Consider the following 16041-nt stretch of genomic DNA (forward strand, 5'->3'; position numbering starts at 1 on the left):
GAGCATGGCGGTTCGGCGGACGCGACGCCAGGGAGGGGCCCACGCGCTCGCTCTACGGCGGAGCGCGGAGGGCATTGCCGTTTCGCGTCGCCGGGTGCCCGCTTAAGAGCGGGTGGTACGCTTCGCGGGAGGCCCCCAGGCCGCCTGCCATCCCCGCTTCCCGTATCCCGAGGTCGCATGCACTCCCTCAACGTGGTCCTGTTCACGGTGTTCTTCGTGCTGGCACCTCTGGGAGTGATGGCGCTGCTGGTGCGCCAGCACCGGCTCACCCTGGCGCTGAGGGAGCGCGGACGGCTCGCCCAGGGCAAGGTGGTCCACATCCGCGAAAGCTGGCTGAAGAGGAACGTCTTCGTCGTGGAGTACGTCTTCCGCCCGCCGGGGAGGCCAGAGATCCGCGGCGAGTACAAGGTCCACAAGCACAGGCTGCAGTCGCAGTCCGTGTTCGAAGGCATTCCCGTGGAGGTCCGCTACCTGCCGGAAGACCCCTACCGGCACCAATGCGCGGAGGCGGAGGTCGAGCGGCACACCGTCATGGCCGGGATCTTCGGCCTGGTGGTCCTCATGACCGTGGCCCTCGCCAGGGTGCTTTACACGCCCTGAAGGGGACCGGCTCGCACGCGACGGCGGAGCGTAGCGGGCATTGCCGTTTCGCGCCGCCGGGTGCCCGCTTAGAGGGCAGGCAGGAGGCACGGCGTGGCTCTCTTCGCGGCGCGAGTGCTGGGCGCATCGTTCGTGGTGCTGGGCGTATCCATGCTGGTGATGACCTGGGGGTCGTACCGGCGGGACCTGGGCATCCTGCGCGAGGGGCTGCACGCGGAAGGCACGGTGGTGAAGAAGGAGTTCCTGGCGGCCTCCGACGACAGCGACTTCGTCCTCGTCTATGCGTTCACGCCCCAGGGCGGTGAGCGCCAGGAGCACCGGCGGAACATCTCCAAGGAGCTGTGGAAGCGGCTGCGCCCCGGGGACCGCATCCAGGTGCAATACGGCCAGAGCGACCCGCGCCGCAGCTTCCCGGAGGGCCATGGGGTGATGTCGCTGGGGCTCGCCGTCTTCCTCAGCGTCGTGCTGGTGTTCCTCACCCTCATCGGAGCGGTGGCGCTGCTGGCGAAGGCGGCGCCGGTTGCTCCTGAGTCCCCTCCCCCGTCATCCTGAGGCGGCCATGCCCCTGAACGCGGTCTTGATGCTGGTGCTCCTCATCGGAACGCCCCTGGTGATGATGGTGCGGCTGTGGCGCCAGCATCAGCTCACCGAGGAGCTGGAGGAGAAGGGAGTGCACGCCTGGGCCGAGGTGGTCGGCACCCGCACGAACTGGCTGAACACGAAGTACCGCATCGTGGAGTACGTCTTCCCCCTGCCGGACGGTTCGTTGGTCCACGGCGAGTTCAAGCAGTCCCGGGGCGGGTTCTGGTCCCGGGGCACGGCCGAGGGCGAGCAGATTGAGCTCCACTACCTGCCGGACAACCCCCACCGGCACCAGCGCGTGGGCACGGAGGTCGGACTGCTGGCCGTCCTGAGCCTGGGGCTCGCCACGGTGGTCTTCTTGTGCCTGGCCGTCACCCTGGTGATGAACGCGCCCTCGAAGAAGGCCCCGGCGCCGCACGGGCCCACGCCCTCGGGGAGGCTGCGGAACTACGACGAGCCGCCTGCGCGCACGAAGCGGGTCACCGGTTCACTGAACCGGACGAACGATTACTAGGGAGACCGCGGTGGGTTCCACGAGCGCGTTCATCCTCCAACTGGGAGTCTTCGCGAGCTTCCCCCTGCTGCTGTGGGGGTGGTTCATCGGGCGTCCGTGCGCGCTCACCCTGAGGCTGCGCATGCGTGGCGTGCACGCGCGGGCCAAGGTGCTCCGCGCCGAGTACGAAGCCGATGACGGTGACGGCTACTCCTCCTGGACGGTGGAGTACGTCTTCAGCACTCCAGAAGGCCGGCAGGTTCGCGACACCTGGCGGCACCAGGAGAAGCAGTCCCCCAAGAAGGGGGACCTGGTGGAGCTGCGCTACCTGCCGGAAGCCCCCTGGAAGCACCAGCTCGTGGCCCGGGAGCCCGGCCTGGTGCCGACGGTCTTCTGGACGTGCGTCCTGCTGCTCTTCGTCGTCCCCCTGGTGCTCATCGCGGTGAAGAGCCTCCGGCAGGGCGTGGACTAGTTGGGTCCGTAGAAGGGCTCGTTCGCGGCGGGCACCGCGAGCGTCACGGAGCTGGCCGTGGAGGACACCGGCGCGCGGTAGATGCTCGGGTCACCGCCGGAGTCGTTGAAGAGGAAGCCCAGCTCCGTGCTGCTCGTCCAGCTGGGGAAGCTCTCCTCCACGGTGCTCGCCGTGTAGTCCGTCAGCCTCCGCAGGGAGCCGCCCAGGCCCGTGGCCGTCACGTTGGCCACGAAGATGCGCGTGCTGCCGTTGGACAGACGCCCGTCCAGCGCCACCTGCCGTCCGTCCGGGGACACCACCGCGCGGTTCGCGATGGCCAGCACCTCGTTGCCCAGCGACACGAAGTTGGCGCTGCCGCCCGCCGCGGGCACGAAGCCGAGCTGGTTGTAGAAGGAGGGGCTGCTGCCCGCGGGCGCCACCACCGTGTTGCCGCTGGGGAAGAAGGACGGCGACCCGAAGGCGATGCCCGCGTTGGGCGTCAGCTCCACGAAGCCGCTGCCATCCACCGCGATGCGCGCCAGCGAGCTCAGCGACCCCGACGTCCGCTCGAACGCGAAGACGATGAAGCGGCCATCCGGGCTGAACGTGGGCCCGCGGAAGCCGGTGCAGCTGCCGCAGGCCGCGTCGTTGGTGCTCAGCAGCGTGGCCACCGCCCCGCCCGTGGTGGGCACCGTCTGCAGGGAGTACGTGTTGCCGGAGCGCTGCACGAACACGATGCTGTTGCCGTTCTTGGAGATGGCCGGCGTGTACGCGCCACCCGCCGTCGTCAGCCGCTGCGGGCTGTTGGGGTCGCCGTCGTCGTCCACCACGTAGATGTTCCGGTCGCCGCGCACGAAGGCGAAGCCCCGGTCGAAGAGGACGTCACCCGTGGTGCCACCGCCGCCAAAGTCCGTGGGCTCGCACGCCCCCAACAACCCCACCGCCACCACTCCGCCGAGCCATCGCCGCATGCCCATCATCGCTGTGTCTCCCGCCGTGCCGGCCCTGTCACACGCGCTTCGCGCCCGAACACTACAGGGCGCGCCGGACAGGACGTCAACGCACACGCGGGCATTCACGCGCGCCCGTGTCCGGGAGCGCGCACGGGCCCTTCAGCGGTTGAGGCGGTTCAGCTCGTTGCGGCAGACGTTGCAGGGGCCCAGCGACTTGCGGTCGATGTCCTGCGGGGACTGCGGGAAGAACATCACGCAGCGCGAGTCCTCGCAGTAGGACAGGCCGATGAGGTGCCCGGCCTGGTGCACCGCCTCCACCTGCACGCGGCGGCGCAGCGTTTCGCCCTCCGCGCCCTGGCGCAGCCGGAACAGGCTCATCACCGCGACCTTGGACTCCCGGTCCGCCTGCCCGAAGACGAAGGGCGAATCCGGTTCGAAGAGGTCGGCGTCCGTCACGCCCATCACCAGCTCCTGCGGCGACTCATCCAGCACCGTGCCCAGCCGGCGCATGATGGCGTTGCAGTGGTACTGGCCGCGGTCCTTGTTGAAGGCGTAGGCCGGCGACGACAGCGCCATCCGGCTCACGACCGCGCTGACGCCCAGATGGGTCGCCAGCGGTTCCTGCAAGGCGTTCACGAGCGCGGACGGTGGACTGCCCACGGTGACCAGCAGGAGCGTCTTCTGCGGCATCAGCCCACCGCCTTTGCTTCCGGACGGACGACGTTACCGCGTCCCCCCGGAGCGGAGTGGCTGGGGCGCAAGGATTCGAACCTTGATAATCAGAGTCAAAGTCTGACGTCCTGCCATTAGACGACGCCCCAGCAGGTTCGCACGCGTACTCGTGGGCTGATACTACGGCACTTTGACGGGCGCGGGAACCCACTCTGACGCTGGCCCCTTCAGTCCGTGGAGTGCGGGGGGTGGATCACCTCCCCCGGACGCCACTCGGGAGGCTGCCGGGGGGACGGGCTGTCATCCACCCGACAGGTGCGCCCCCCTTCAGCCCTTCAGCACGGCCAGGGGCGTGAGCCGGACGCGGGGCGTCACGAGGTCCGCCTCGTCCTCCAGCACCTCGGTGAGGTCCCGGTAGGCGGCGGGGGCCTCCTCCACCAGGGCGTGCGTCCGGCCCGGGTCGAACACCACGCGGCGCAGGGCGTGGACCAGGGCGTCCGGGCGGATGCGGGCGCGGGCCTCCGTGCGGGTGAGCACGCGGCCCGCGCCGTGCGAGCAGGAGCGGAAGGCGCGGGGCTCCCCCAACCCCTCGACGACGTAGGAGGCCGTGCCCATGGAGCCGGGGATGAGCCCCCGGGCTCCGGCCTCCAGCCCCACCGCCCCCTTGCGGTGGACCCAGAGCGCGCGGCCGAAGTGGGTCTCGGAGGCGACGTGGTTGTGGTGCACGTCCACGGTGCTCCCCGGGTCCGGGGCCACGCCCAGCACGTCCGCCAGCACCGCCAGGGCCCGGACCGCGAGCTGATCCCGGTTCGCGCGGGCGAAGCGGCACGCCAGGTCCAGGTCATCCACGCAGGCCCGGCCCGCTTCGGTGCCGGTGTCGAGCGCGGGCGGCGTGCCCTGCCCCAGCGCTTGGGCCACGCGCTGGTGGTGTTCCCCCACCGCGCCCCCCACGCCCCGAGAGCCGGAGTGGATGAGCAGCCACAGGTCCCCGGCCCCGTCGCGGTCCAGCTCCAGGAAGTGGTTGCCCCCGCCGAGCGTGCCCAGGTGGCGCGGCGCCAGCCGTTCCCAGGCATGCGCGAGCTTCTGGGTGGACAGCGGTGGCGCTTCGAGCCCCGGCGGCAGGGGCAGCCCCCGTCCCCGGTGCACCGCGTCTCCCACCGGGATGACCCGGGCGAGCTGGGACAACAGCCGCTCCAGGTCCGCGCGCGAGAGTGACGCGGCGGGGAAGGCGAAGCGGTGCGCGCTCACGCCGCAGCCCAGGTCATTGCCCAGCGCGCCGGGGACGACATGGGCTTCCGTGGCGAAGACGGTGCCCACCGCCACGCCCGACGCGAGGTGCACGTCCGGCATCACCGCCACGTGCTCCGTGACCCAGGGCTGCGCGGCGAGTCGCTGGAGCTGCTTCAAGGCCGCCAGGGGCACCGTGCGTGCCCAGGCGAGGAGGGGCACCGCGCCCGGTGGGACTTCGAGGACGCGGGGCATCATGCGTCACCCCCTTCTTCGGCTTCCGTGCGTGGGGCGGTGCCCACGAGGACGAAGCGCAGGTGCGGGGTGCGCTTGAGGTTCAGGTGCTGCGCGAGCCGCGAGCGCAGGAAGCCCTCCGCTCGGGCGAGGGCCTCCTTCACGGTGGCGGGGTCCGCGTCGTGCGGCAGCGAGTAGCCGATGCGCACGGTGCGGCCTTCGGGGGACAGCTCGCACGACGTCAGCGTGATGTCTTCGAGTCTGGGGTCGGACAGCTCGCTCCGGAAGAGCAGCGAGACGTCCTCGGAGAGGGTGGACTGGACGCGCAGGTGACGCGCGGACGGGGCTTCGGAATGGAACAGCGAGGAGCCCGAGCGCCGGATGGACGCGCGGGTACGGCGATGCCTGGAAGAGGACATGAATGAAGACGGATTCCTGCGGGCCGTGCCGGAGCACGGCCGGGGTGTGCACGCGAACGACTCCGCGCGGACACGCCGTCTGGACCTCACGGCACTGGCGTCCTCCACGGCCGCGACAGCGCTCGGACGGGCGCTGCCTTCGGACGGGCGCTGGACGCCGCCGGTGACGCTAGAAGCGCGACCCCGCGGAGCGGACCGAGACCACCTTGGCGACACGTCCCATGGCACACCTCCCGCCGCGCAAGCCGATGCGCGGACCCTCCACGGACGCGGGGGCCTTCCAGGTCCTGACAAGGGGCGGTGCTGTCCTCTGGTGACCAGCCGTTCCATCCACCATCCGACGCGCGGCGCCAGTCGGATTGGCGGGACGGCCGTCCCCGGGCAAGCAGGGGCCAGGAGGCGTCATGGCCGAGACTTTCGACGTGGTGGTGATTGGGGCGGGTCCCGCGGGTGAGAACGCGGGCGCGCGCGCGGCGGCGGGGGGGTTGAAGGTCGCGCTGGTGGAGCACGAGCTCCTGGGTGGCGAGTGCTCCTACTGGGCCTGCATGCCCAGCAAGGCGCTGCTGCACCCCAGTGAGACGCTGTGGCTCGCGAAGCACACGCCCGGCGTGCGCGAGCTCATCCAGGGCCCGCTCAAGGCGGACGCCGTGCTCAAGCACCGCGACCAGATGGTGTCCGGCTACGACGACAAGTCCCAGGTGAAGTGGGCGGAGGGCGCGAAGCTCACCGTCATGCGCGGCCACGGCCGGCTCACCGGTCCGCGCAAGGTGGCCGTCACGGGCAAGGACGGCAAGGTGCGCGAGCTGGAGGTGAAGCAGGCCGTCGTCATCGCCACGGGCAGCAAGCCGCGCCTGCCGGACGTCCCGGGCCTCAAGGACTCCAAGCCGTGGGACAACCGCGAGGGCACCGGCGCCAAGGCCGTGCCGGGACGGCTGGTGGTGCTGGGCGGCGGCGTGGAGGCGGTGGAGCTGGCGCAGGCGTGGCGCGAGCTGGGCTCGGAGGTGACGCTGGTGCAGCGCGGGCCGCGCGTGCTCAAGCGCTTCGAGCCCTTCGTGGGCGAGCAGGTGGCCGAGGCGCTGCGCGACTCCGGCGTGCGCGTGTTGCTGGAGACGCAGGCCACCAAGGTGCAGCGCTCCGGCGCCCAGGGCGAGTACACCATCACGCTGAACGGCGGGGACACGCTGCGCGCGGACGCGCTGCTCGTCGCCATGGGCCGCACCGCTCGCACGGACGACCTGGGCCTGGACACGGTGGGGCTCAAGCCCGGCGCGTCCATCGAGGTGGATGATCAGCTTCGCGCCACGGGCGTGGACGGCGGCTGGCTGTACGCGTGCGGCGACGCGAACGGCCGCAACCTGCTCACGCACATGGGCAAGTACCAGGCGCGGCTGCTGGGCGACGTCCTGCTGGGCAAGCCCGCGAAGGCGTGGGCGGACGCGAAGGCCACGCCGCAGGTCATCTTCACGCACCCGCAGGTGGGCAGCGTGGGCCTCACCGAGGAGAAGGCGCGCAAGGCGGGCGTGCCGGTGAAGACCGTGCAGTACGAGCTGGGCAACGTGGCCGGCGCGTCCGTCATGGGCAAGGACCTGAAGGGCACGGCCAAGCTGGTGGTGGACGAGCAGCGCCGGGTCATCGTGGGCGCCACGTTCACCGGGCCGGGCGTGGGCGAGATGATCCACGCGGCCACCATCGCCGTCGCGGGCGAGGTGACGCTGGACACGCTCTGGCACGCGGTGCCGTCGTACCCCACCGTGAGCGAGGTGTGGCTGCGGCTCTTGGAAGCCTACGGCCTGTGATTGCGGCGGGGCGCCCCCGCGTGGAATGGTGCGCGCCCCACCGTGTCCCCGTCCGTGAATGAGCCCGCCCGCCACCGCGCGTCCCTGAAGGTGGAATGGGCGCTGTTGCTGGTGCTCGCCGTGGCGGCCGTGGCGGTGGGGCAGCATCCCCGGCGCGGCGCGGACTTCCGCGTCTACCTCACCGCCGCCGAGCGCTTCCGCGAGGGCACGGACCTCTACCGCGCCGAGGACGGCACCATGCCGTTCAAGTACGCGCCCGTCACCGCGCCCCTGTTCCTGCCCTTCACCGCCGTGCCACCGCGCGCGGCCGTGGCGCTGTGGAACCTGGGCTCCGTGCTCGCGCTCGCCGCCGTGTCCGTGCTCACGCGTCGCGCGATGCCCCAGGGTGCGGAGGCGACGCCGTGGCCGTGGGCTCCCGTGCTCGCCACCGCCGCGCTCCTGCCCGCGTTCTCCTTCGAGATCTTCTACGGCCAGGTGGACGTCGTGCTGCTGTGGCTCCTGGTGCTCGCGGCCGTGGGTGCCGAGCGGGGCCGAACGTGGGGCCCCGGCGCGGCCTTCGCCGTGGCGTGCCTGCTCAAGCCTCCGGCCGCGCTCCTGGGACTGTTCTTCGTCGCGCGCCGGCACTGGCGCGTGGTGGGCACCACCGCCCTCTTCGGCGTCCTGCTGGTGCTGCCCACGCTGGGCCGTTACGGCTGGACGGGCACGCTGTCACAGATGCGTGACTGGACGGAGACCCTGGCGCGCACCACGCCGCCGTGGGCGCTGGGCCACAACCCGCAGGGCCTGCCCACGCTGCTGCTGTCGCTGGTGCTGCCTCCGGAATCCATCCCGCCTTCAGGTGCGATGACGCTGGCGCAGGTCGTGGCGCTGGGGCTGTTCATCGGTGCGCTCGTGTGGGCGCGGCCCGGTCCGGTGGAGCTGCTCGCGTTCTGCTGCCTGGGCGTCACGCTTCTGTCACCGTTGGCGTGGCGCGCGAACTACCTGCTCGCCTGGCCGGTGATCCGCGCGGCGCTGGAGGGACGCTCGCGGCTGGGACAGGCGTGCGTGGCCTGCGTGGCCCTCATCGGCATGGCCGTGTCCGACGCGGTGTTGGGCGCGGACCAGGCCCGGCGCGTGTTGCTCTTCCGGCCGTTCGCGGTGGCTTACGCCGTGCTGCTGATCGCGCTGTTGTGGCAGACGCGGCGGCACGGAACGCCCACGGCGGTGATTTCCGACAAGACCGTGACTCACCTGCCGCGCGGATTTTTGAACGCTCGCGGTTCGTGACCCAATCGAGACATCGCCGGGGGCAAAGTGTCACGGAGCCTGAACCTTCGTGACACACGGTGTCGCTATATGCGTCCCCGTCATGTTCGAAACGTTCGACAGCGCCTCCAGCGCCCCCGCCGCCCGGCGGTTCGCGCTCTCCACCACCGCGTCGGTCGCCGTCTTCGGACTCATCGCCGTGGCGGCGATGACCGCGGCCAACACGGTGAAGGAAGTCATCAAGGAGAAGAAGGTGGACGTCGTCTTCCGTCCCCCTCCGCCTCCGCCGCCTCCGCCGCCTCCCGTCGTGGAGGCGAAGCCGCCGCCCCCGCCGCCTCCTCCCGTCGCGAAGCCTCCTCCGCGTGCCGCGCCGCCTGTCGCGAAGGCCGCGCCTCCGCCCGCGGCGGTGCCCACCGTCGCTCCCGCGCCGCTGAAGGCCCCGGACGCGGTGCCGCTCGACAAGCCGCCCGAGGCTGAGAAGGAAGTCGTCGCCGCGGCGCCCATGGCCGTCGGTGGCACGGGCACGCTCGTCCCTGGTGGTGTGGTGGGTGGCACCGGCAGCGGCGAGGGCATGGCCATCGGTGGTGGCCGCGCGCAGCCCATCAACCTCCCGGAGACGGGGACGCCGCCGGAGCCGCTGGCCGCGAACCTCATCCCCGAGTACCCCGCCGACGCCCGCTCCAAGGGGTTGGAGGGCCTGGTCATCCTCAAGGGCGTCGTCGAGGTCGACGGCCGCGTCACCGGTCTCAAGGTGATGCGCGGCGATGAGCCCTTCGCCAGCGCCGCGCTGGCCGCCGTTCGCACGTGGCGCTTCAAGCCCGCCGTCGTGTCGGGTCAGCCCACCGCCGTCTTCCGCATCTTCAAGGTCCCGTTCCGCCTCAAGTCCTGACGCCTTCCTCCCCCCTTCGGAGAGCCACCGCCATGAACTTCAATCTCAAGGAAATCTACGCGCACATGGGCGTCTTCGCCCTGGGCATCGCCTGGACGCTGATCGCCTTCGCGGTCGCGTCGCTGGCGGTGTTCTTCGAGCGCCTGTTCGTCTTCTTCCGCTCGCGCGCCGCGTCCCGCCAGTTCGCGGGCCGCGCCGGTCCGCTGCTCGCGCAGCAGCAGCACGACGCGCTGGTGAAGGAGGCGGACGGCAACAAGAGCAGCCACCTGGCGATGATGCTGGGCGGTGGCATGAAGACGTTCCTCGCGAAGTCCCGCGCTCCCGCCGGGAAGCTGGGCGCGGTGGAGCTCACGCGGCGCGACCTGGTGCGCATCAACGAGCGCATCACCGCGGACGTGCGCCGGGGCATGTCGGTGCTGGCCACGGTGGGTTCGGTGGCGCCGTTCGTCGGTCTGCTCGGCACGGTGGTGGGCATCATCGAGGCCTTCGCCGGCATCGCGAAGGAGGGCTCCGGCGGCCTGGGCGCGGTGTCCGCCGGTATCGCGGAGGCGCTCGTCGTCACGGCGCTGGGCCTCTTGGTCGCCATCCCCGCGGTGCTGATGTTCAACTTCCTGTCCACCCGCGCGGACGCGCTGCTGCTCTCCCTGGAGCAGGCCCGCAGCGAGTTCATGGACCACCTGGAGGACATGGCCGGCGACAAGCGCGCGGTGGCGGCCCACGGCGGCTCCCACGCGGGCGCCACGGATGTCGTCTCCACGCGGACCGAGGCGGGCGATGTCGGCCACGCGTAGGAGCCTCACGCCGGAGATGAACGTGACGCCGCTGGTGGACGTGGTGCTCGTCCTCCTGATCATCTTCATGGTCGTCACGCCCCAGCTGGAGGCCGGCGCCGCGGTGGACCTGCCCGCGGCGATGAACCCGGACGCGGAGAACAAGAACCTGGAGCCCACCACGGTGAGCCTGGCGGCCAACGGGTCGTTCTACCTGGACCGCAAGCAGCTGAACCGGGACGCGCTGGTGGTGGAGCTCAAGGCACTGCACCAGGCGAAGCCGGACGCGCCCGTGGTGCTCAAGGCGGACAAGGGCGTGGCGTACGCGCAGGTGCGCGGCGTGTTCAAGGCGATGCAGGACATCGGGTTCCCGGGCATCAGTCTCCAGGTCATCGACCGGAAGAAGAACTGAAGGGGAGGCACGCGCCATGGCTTTCGACGTCGGTGGCAACAAGGGCGGCGGCGTCCGCCCCACGATGAACGTGACGCCCCTGGTGGACGTGGTGCTCGTCCTCCTCATCATCTTCATGGTCGTCACGCCGCTGATGACCAAGAACCTGTGGATGAACGTGCCCGCGAAGCCGGACAAGAAGGAGGAGGCCACGCCTCCGCCTCCGGACGCGAAGCCGCCGGTGGTGCTCACGGTGGACAAGGCCGGCACGCTGCGCATCAACCGTGAAGAAGTCCCGCGCGACCAGGTGGTGGTCCGCCTGCAACGGATGCTGAACGCGCGCGCGGACAAGATCGTCTTCTTCGACGCGGGCGACGCGGTGCCGTACGGAAGCGCGATGGAAGTGCTGGACCTGGCGCGGGGCGGGAACATCACCGTCGCCGTGCTGCCGGAACGACTGGCGGACTGACTCCAGGCGCCCCGCGCGCGGCTTCGTGAAGCCGCGCGCGGTTCGTGACGCCGAGTTTTCCCGCCGCCGCCACAGACGTCACAAACCCTTCATCCCAATGCCACGGGCGTCGCGTTGAGTGCGCGTCGCTGTCGGCAAGGAGAGCCGTGTTGTCTCGTTCAAGCTTCGTGCGCGCCTTCGTGGCGTCACTCGTGCTCATCACCCTGCCTGCCTTCGCGCAGGCGCCCGGCGCGGACTCCACCGCGCCCGCCGTGCCTTCGCCCTCCGCGTCCCCCGGCCAGCAGCCGGCCGGAGAGCTTCCTCCTCCGCCGGGCACCACGCCCGCGACTTCCGCGCCGTCGCAGCCGGACGGAGCGCTGCCCACCAGCCCCGCGCCGTCCCTGGGCACGCAGCCCGGCAGCGCCGCGAACCCGCTGCCCGCGCAGCCCGGCAACACCGAGCCGTCGCAGGTCGCGGATCCGGCCGCCGCCCAGCCGGGAAACGTGCCCGCGAGCGGCTCGCCCGCGCAGGCCGCGCAGCCGGGAAGCACGCCCGCGCAGGCCGCGCAGCCGGGAAGCACGCCCGCGCAGGCCGCGCAGCCCGCGGATCCCTCCGCTCCGGCCGCCGCGCAGTCCGGCACGCCGGCCGAGGGAGCCGCGCCCTCCGAGGCCACGGCCGCCGACGAGGCCGCCATGGGCGATGAGGCCCTGGCCGAGTCCGCCACGCCGCCCCCAGGCTTCACCGGCATCTACGGCCGGCTGACGGACGAAGCCAACGGCGAGGGCCTCATCGAGGCCACCGTGAAGGTCGTGACGGGCGCCGACAAGCAGGCCCTCACGGACCTGGACGGCAACTACCGGCTCGCGCTGCCGCCGGGCAAGTACGACCTGCGCGCCTTCTACGACGTGTACCAGGGCCGCCGCATCACGGGCGTCGTCGTCACGCAGGGCAAGGCCACGAAGCTGGACGTCGCGCTCAGCGCGGACGTGGGCGCGGTGCAGGAGGTCGTCGTCGAGGCCCGCTCCGACCGCCGCGCGGAAGGCGCCCTGCTCCAGGACCGCAAGAAGGCCGCCGCCGTCTCCGACGCCATCAGCGCGCAGGAGATTGCCCGCACGCCGGACTCCAGCGCCGGTGACGCCGTGAAGCGCGTGGTCAGCGCCACGGTGGTGGACGGCCGCTACGTGCTCTTGCGCGGCCTGGGTGGCCGCTACGCCACCACGCTCCTCAACGGCGCGCTGCTGCCCAGCCCGGAGCCGGACGAGCCCAGCGTGCCGCTGGACCTGTTCCCCACCAGCCTGCTCGCGAACCTCAACGTGGTGAAGAGCTACACGCCGGACCTGCCGGGCACCTTCGGCGGCGGCACGCTGCTCATCGAGACCAACACCTACCCGTCCCAGTTCGAGTTCAAGCCGCGCCTCACCCTGGGCGGCGACACCGTCACCACCTTCCGCGAGCGCAACTCGCAGGCGCAGGGCGGCTTCGGTGAGACGCTGGGCTTCGCCTCCTCCGACCGCGCCCTGCCCTCCGCGCTCCCCCGCGACCACCGCCTGGGCGCGGGCGGCGAGTCAGCGCAGCAACTGGAGAGCCAGTGGGAGAGCTTCTCCAACATCTGGGAGCGCCGCACCACGCGCGCCGCCCCCAACCTGGGCCTGGGCGCGTCCCTGGGCGACACGCTGCGCTTCGGCAACCAGCGCCTGGGCTACCTGGCCACCGTCAACTACGGCCACCGCGACGGCGTGCAGACGGGTGACTTCGCCCGCGCCGCCCGCGACGAGTCCGGCAGCCTCATCTCCCAGGACGTCGCACGCACCACGCAGGGCTTCTCCACCGCGAACCTCAGCGGCCTGGCCAGCGTGGGCTACCAGTTCGACCGCGACAACGAGCTGACCCTCTTCAGCCTCTACACGCGCGGCACCGACACGCGCACGTACACCGCCAACGGCAACAACAACGTGCGCGGTGACACCTACGCCAGCACCCGCCTCCAGTTCATCACCCGCGCCCTGTCCTTCACGCAGCTGCGCGGCTTCCACCGCCTGGGGCTGCTGGGCGATTCGGAGGTGGACTGGCAGGCCAACCTCTCCCGCGTGGACCGCGACGAGCCGGACACGCGCGACACGCTCTACAGCGCCGCCCTCAACAACCCGGACGCGCAGCTGTCCTTCCCCAACCAGCCCAACAGCGGCGAGCGCTTCTTCGCGGAGCTGGGCGAGACGTCCACCGGCGGCAGCCTCAACCTCACCCTGCCCTTCAGCTCCGACCTCCGGTTGAAGGTGGGCGGCCTCACCCAGGTGTCCTTCCGTAACTTCAACGCGCGCCGCTTCCGCTACCTGCTCACCGAAGAGCCGGTGGACCGCACCCAGACTCCGGAGCAGCTCTTCTCCCCGGACAACGTGGGCACCTCCATCAGCGTGCGCGAGACGACGCGCGCGGATGATGCCTACAACGCCTTCCTGGGCATCTACGCCGGCTACGTGTCCGCGGACTACAAGCCCGTGGAGCCGCTGCGCCTGGTGGGCGGCGTGCGCCTGGAGGCGTCCAACCAGCAGCTGACGCTCAAGGACCCGTTCACCGGCGTGGAGAGCGACTCCGGCGGCGCGGACCAGAGCTACCTGGACGTGCTGCCGTCGCTCAACGCGACCTACGCGCTGTCCCCGGAGGTGAACCTGCGCGCGGGCTACAGCTACACGCTGGCGCGCCCCACCTTCCGCGAGCTGGCGCCCTTCATCTTCTTCGACTTCGTGCGCCGCCGGAACGTGTCCGGCAACCCCGACCTGCTGGAGACGCGCATCCACAACGTGGACGTGCGCGCCGAGTGGTTCGTCGGTGAGAACGACGTGCTGGCCGCGAGCGCCTTCTACAAGCGCTTCCAGAACCCCATCGAGCGCGTCATCCGCAACCCGGACTCGGGTGACCTGGGCTTCGAGAACGCCGCGGGCGCGGACAGCTACGGCGTGGAGCTGGAGGCGCGCACGTCGCTGGCGCGCTTCAGCCCCGCGCTGCGTCCGGTGCGCGTGGGCGCGAACCTCACGCTCATCCAGTCGCAGGTGGACCTGGGTGACTCCGCGCTGGGCGCGCAGACGAACAAGGACCGTCCGCTCCAGGGCCAGTCCCCCTACGTGGTCAACGTGAACGTGGGCTACGAGCGGCCGGAGAGCGGCACGGAAGTGGCCCTGCTCTACAACGTGTACGGCCAGCGCATCAGCGAGGTCGGCGTGCAGGGCCTGCCGGATGTGTACGAGCGGCCCTTCCACCGCGTGGACCTCAGCCTCACCCAGAAGCTCGGCGCGACGCAGCTGAAGCTGACCGCCGCGAACCTCCTCAACGCGTCCGTCACCCTCCGCCAGGGAGACGTGACGGTGCAGACGTACAAGCCCGGCGTGGCGTTCACCGCGTCGCTCGGCTGGGCCCTGTAGCTCCTCCCCTTCCCCTGAAAGGACGCACCGATATGAAGAGCCTCTTTGCCTCCGTCCTCACCCTCTCCAGCCTGACGCTGCTCGCCGGCTGCGGCGACGACGAGCCCAACAACACCCCGGACGGCGGTGATCCGCAGGCCACCGAGCAGGACGTGAAGGGCAGCATCACGGGCGACACGACCTGGAAGGCCGGCACGACGTACACCCTGAAGGAGTATGTGTTCGTGGAGAGCGGCACGCTCACCATCGAGCCGGGCGTCACCATCAAGGGCGACCAGGGCAGCGCGCTGGTCATCACCCGTGAGGCGAAGCTCAACGCGGTGGGCACGGCGGAGAAGCCCATCGTCTTCACCAGCTCGCAGGCGGCGGGCACGCGCGCGGCCGGTGACTGGGGCGGCGTGGTGCTGCTGGGCAAGGCGAAGATCAACGTGGCCGGCGGCGAGAACACCATCGAGGGCTTCTTCGCCACGAGCGGTGACACCCGCACCAAGTACGGCGGCCAGGACGACGCGCACGACTGCGGCAAGCTGAAGTACGCGCGCATCGAGTTCGCGGGCTACGAGCTGGCCGAGGACAACGAGCTCAACGGCCTGACGACGGGCGCGTGCGGCAGCGCGACGGACATCGACTACGTGCAGGTGCACAAGGGCGCCGACGACGGCGTGGAGATGTTCGGCGGCACGGCGGGCCTGAAGCACATCGTCATCAGCCAGCCGGACGACGACGGCCTGGACTACGACCTGGGCTGGCGCGGCAAGGTGCAGTTCCTGGTGGTGCAGCAGAACGCCACGGTGGGCAACCGCGCCATCGAGGCGTCCGGCAACAAGAACGACAACGTCGCGCAGCCGCACTCCGTGCCGGAGATCTGGAACGCGACGTTCTTCGGCTCCGGCCGTCCGGCGGGCACGGCTCCGGCGCAGGAGGGCCTGGTGTTCAACACGGGCGCGGGCGGCCTCTTGCGCAACGTCATCGTGGCGAACTTCGCGGACTCGGCCATCGACGTGGACGGCACGGCCTCCGCGGCGCTGTGGAACGCGGCCACCCCGGAGCTCTCCATCCAGAACGCGCTCTTCTGGAACAACAAGGGTGACTCCGTCTCCATCCCGAACGCGCCGAACCCGAAGAAGGACGCGTCGGGCACGGTGACGGATCCGGACGTGAGCAAGTTCGCGGAGGCGGAGAAGGTGCTGGCCACGGGCCTGAACAACAAGGTCCTGGACGCGCAGCTGACGGCGGCGGCGAACCTGGAGGCCCCGAACTTCACCCCGGCGACCGGCTCCCCGGCGCTGAACCCGGACAACGCGGCCACCCCGGGCGCGGGCTTCGACACCAGCGCCCGCTTCGTCGGCGCGGTGGGCACCACCAACTGGCTGGCCGGTTGGACTGCGTTCCCGAAGAACTAGCCCTTCGGTGAACGCATGGCCGCGTGCTCCCGGTGACGCCGTCCGGGGGCAC

General features: G+C 71.1%; 16 protein-coding genes and 1 tRNA gene. 12 read left to right on the forward strand and 5 right to left on the reverse strand.

The window, feature by feature from the left end; translation table 11 throughout:
- Positions 1-177 precede the first annotated feature (177 nt).
- The 4 genes from ACX114_RS38505 to ACX114_RS38520 all read left to right on the forward strand — a co-directional run bounded on the left by ACX114_RS38505 (position 178) and on the right by ACX114_RS38520 (position 2147).
- A complete protein-coding gene (locus ACX114_RS38505; protein WP_459292828.1) occupies positions 178-600 on the forward strand; it encodes a hypothetical protein in 423 nt (140 codons plus the stop codon).
- 93 nt (positions 601-693) lie between these two features.
- Positions 694-1152, forward strand: coding sequence for a DUF3592 domain-containing protein (locus ACX114_RS38510; RefSeq protein ID WP_459292830.1), 459 nt, complete (start codon positions 694-696; stop codon positions 1150-1152).
- Between the two features lie 7 nt (positions 1153-1159).
- Positions 1160-1696 (forward strand): hypothetical protein, encoded by a 537-nt coding sequence (locus tag ACX114_RS38515; protein WP_459292832.1) that lies wholly within the window; start codon positions 1160-1162, stop codon positions 1694-1696.
- 10 nt (positions 1697-1706) lie between these two features.
- A complete protein-coding gene (locus ACX114_RS38520; protein ID WP_459292834.1) occupies positions 1707-2147 on the forward strand; it encodes a DUF3592 domain-containing protein in 441 nt (146 codons plus the stop codon).
- On the opposite strand, the gene ACX114_RS38525 is transcribed toward ACX114_RS38520, so the two are convergent.
- The 5 genes from ACX114_RS38525 to ACX114_RS38545 all read right to left on the reverse strand — a co-directional run bounded on the left by ACX114_RS38525 (position 2144) and on the right by ACX114_RS38545 (position 5631).
- Complete coding sequence (locus ACX114_RS38525) at positions 2144-3097, reverse strand: TolB family protein (protein ID WP_459292836.1); 954 nt, start codon at positions 3095-3097, stop codon at positions 2144-2146. The two genes, ACX114_RS38520 and ACX114_RS38525, sit on opposite strands and share 4 nt — an antisense overlap.
- A 141-nt stretch (positions 3098-3238) precedes the next feature.
- Positions 3239-3769 (reverse strand): non-proteolytic archaemetzincin-like protein, encoded by a 531-nt coding sequence (locus ACX114_RS38530; protein ID WP_459292838.1) that lies wholly within the window; start codon positions 3767-3769, stop codon positions 3239-3241.
- A gap of 57 nt (positions 3770-3826) precedes the next feature.
- Positions 3827-3900 (reverse strand) — tRNA-Gln (locus ACX114_RS38535).
- A 178-nt stretch (positions 3901-4078) separates the two neighbouring features.
- Complete coding sequence (locus ACX114_RS38540) at positions 4079-5236, reverse strand: RtcB family protein (protein ID WP_459292840.1); 1158 nt, start codon at positions 5234-5236, stop codon at positions 4079-4081.
- Positions 5233-5631, reverse strand: a complete 399-nt coding sequence (locus tag ACX114_RS38545; protein ID WP_459292842.1) for a ribosome-binding factor A — start codon at positions 5629-5631, stop codon at positions 5233-5235. Before ACX114_RS38545 ends, ACX114_RS38540 begins: the two co-directional genes overlap by 4 nt.
- A 404-nt stretch (positions 5632-6035) precedes the next feature.
- On the opposite strand from ACX114_RS38545, the gene ACX114_RS38550 reads away from it, so the two are divergent.
- From ACX114_RS38550 to ACX114_RS38585, 8 genes are all read left to right on the forward strand, one after another.
- Positions 6036-7427 carry a dihydrolipoyl dehydrogenase family protein gene (locus tag ACX114_RS38550; protein WP_459292844.1) on the forward strand — a complete coding sequence of 464 codons (1392 nt, stop codon included), beginning with the start codon at positions 6036-6038 and terminating at the stop codon, positions 7425-7427.
- Positions 7428-7469: 42 nt separating this feature from the next.
- Positions 7470-8693 (forward strand): glycosyltransferase family 87 protein, encoded by a 1224-nt coding sequence (locus ACX114_RS38555; RefSeq protein WP_459292846.1) that lies wholly within the window; start codon positions 7470-7472, stop codon positions 8691-8693.
- Positions 8694-8775: 82 nt separating this feature from the next.
- Entirely contained in the window at positions 8776-9561 is a 786-nt protein-coding gene (locus ACX114_RS38560) for an energy transducer TonB (RefSeq protein WP_459292848.1), read from the forward strand.
- Between the two features lie 32 nt (positions 9562-9593).
- Positions 9594-10352: a MotA/TolQ/ExbB proton channel family protein gene (locus ACX114_RS38565; protein WP_206786910.1), complete on the forward strand. Its 759-nt coding sequence runs from the start codon at positions 9594-9596 to the stop codon at positions 10350-10352.
- Positions 10336-10743 (forward strand): biopolymer transporter ExbD, encoded by a 408-nt coding sequence (locus tag ACX114_RS38570; protein ID WP_120552042.1) that lies wholly within the window; start codon positions 10336-10338, stop codon positions 10741-10743. Before ACX114_RS38565 ends, ACX114_RS38570 begins: the two co-directional genes overlap by 17 nt.
- Positions 10744-10759: 16 nt before the next feature.
- Positions 10760-11191 carry an ExbD/TolR family protein gene (locus ACX114_RS38575; RefSeq protein WP_459292850.1) on the forward strand — a complete coding sequence of 144 codons (432 nt, stop codon included), beginning with the start codon at positions 10760-10762 and terminating at the stop codon, positions 11189-11191.
- 146 nt (positions 11192-11337) lie between these two features.
- Positions 11338-14586, forward strand: a complete 3249-nt coding sequence (locus tag ACX114_RS38580) for a TonB-dependent receptor domain-containing protein (protein ID WP_459292852.1) — start codon at positions 11338-11340, stop codon at positions 14584-14586.
- Positions 14587-14618: 32 nt separating this feature from the next.
- Positions 14619-15989 carry a hypothetical protein gene (locus tag ACX114_RS38585; protein ID WP_459292854.1) on the forward strand — a complete coding sequence of 457 codons (1371 nt, stop codon included), beginning with the start codon at positions 14619-14621 and terminating at the stop codon, positions 15987-15989.
- Positions 15990-16041 lie beyond the last annotated feature (52 nt).

It is taken from the genome of Corallococcus sp. M7, assembly GCF_054512695.1.

Coding starts and splice junctions, on each gene's coding strand:
- ACX114_RS38505 (WP_459292828.1), top strand. CDS start 178: ATGCACTCCCTCAACGTGGTCCTGTTCACGGTGTTCTTCGTGCTGGCA.
- ACX114_RS38515 (WP_459292832.1), top strand. CDS start 1,160: ATGCCCCTGAACGCGGTCTTGATGCTGGTGCTCCTCATCGGAACGCCC.
- ACX114_RS38525 (WP_459292836.1), bottom strand. CDS start 3,097: ATGCGGCGATGGCTCGGCGGAGTGGTGGCGGTGGGGTTGTTGGGGGCG.
- ACX114_RS38530 (WP_459292838.1), bottom strand. CDS start 3,769: ATGCCGCAGAAGACGCTCCTGCTGGTCACCGTGGGCAGTCCACCGTCC.
- ACX114_RS38540 (WP_459292840.1), bottom strand. CDS start 5,236: ATGATGCCCCGCGTCCTCGAAGTCCCACCGGGCGCGGTGCCCCTCCTC.
- ACX114_RS38545 (WP_459292842.1), bottom strand. CDS start 5,631: ATGTCCTCTTCCAGGCATCGCCGTACCCGCGCGTCCATCCGGCGCTCG.
- ACX114_RS38550 (WP_459292844.1), top strand. CDS start 6,036: ATGGCCGAGACTTTCGACGTGGTGGTGATTGGGGCGGGTCCCGCGGGT.
- ACX114_RS38560 (WP_459292848.1), top strand. CDS start 8,776: ATGTTCGAAACGTTCGACAGCGCCTCCAGCGCCCCCGCCGCCCGGCGG.
- ACX114_RS38565 (WP_206786910.1), top strand. CDS start 9,594: ATGAACTTCAATCTCAAGGAAATCTACGCGCACATGGGCGTCTTCGCC.
- ACX114_RS38570 (WP_120552042.1), top strand. CDS start 10,336: ATGTCGGCCACGCGTAGGAGCCTCACGCCGGAGATGAACGTGACGCCG.
- ACX114_RS38575 (WP_459292850.1), top strand. CDS start 10,760: ATGGCTTTCGACGTCGGTGGCAACAAGGGCGGCGGCGTCCGCCCCACG.
- ACX114_RS38585 (WP_459292854.1), top strand. CDS start 14,619: ATGAAGAGCCTCTTTGCCTCCGTCCTCACCCTCTCCAGCCTGACGCTG.